This is a genomic window from Xenorhabdus bovienii, assembly GCF_024721015.1.
Taxonomy (GTDB): domain Bacteria; phylum Pseudomonadota; class Gammaproteobacteria; order Enterobacterales; family Enterobacteriaceae; genus Xenorhabdus; species Xenorhabdus bovienii.
Window position 1 is genome coordinate 1 of the sequence record NZ_JANAIF010000513.1, and the last position, 207, is coordinate 207.

At 43.5% G+C, this 207-nt stretch carries 1 pseudogene; it reads left to right on the forward strand.

From position 1 onward, the window contains the following. Positions 1-141, forward strand: a pseudogene (locus tag NXS07_RS21560) (integrase); the annotation flags it as partial. Positions 142-207 lie beyond the last annotated feature (66 nt).

A 207-nucleotide genomic window follows, 5' to 3' on the forward strand; every position in this document is an offset into this window, starting at 1 on the left:
TGGGAGTCAATTGAAATGGTAAGGCGATATGCTCATTTAGCGCCTAATCACTTAAGCGAGCATGCACGTAAAATTGATGAGCTTTTTGGAAATCTCGTCCCAAATCCGTCCCAGTCGGGAAAAATTGTAGTTGCAAAATAGGGGTAAGTGCTTGATTTTAAATGGTACGCCCTACAGGATTCGAACCTGTGACCTACGGCTTAGAAG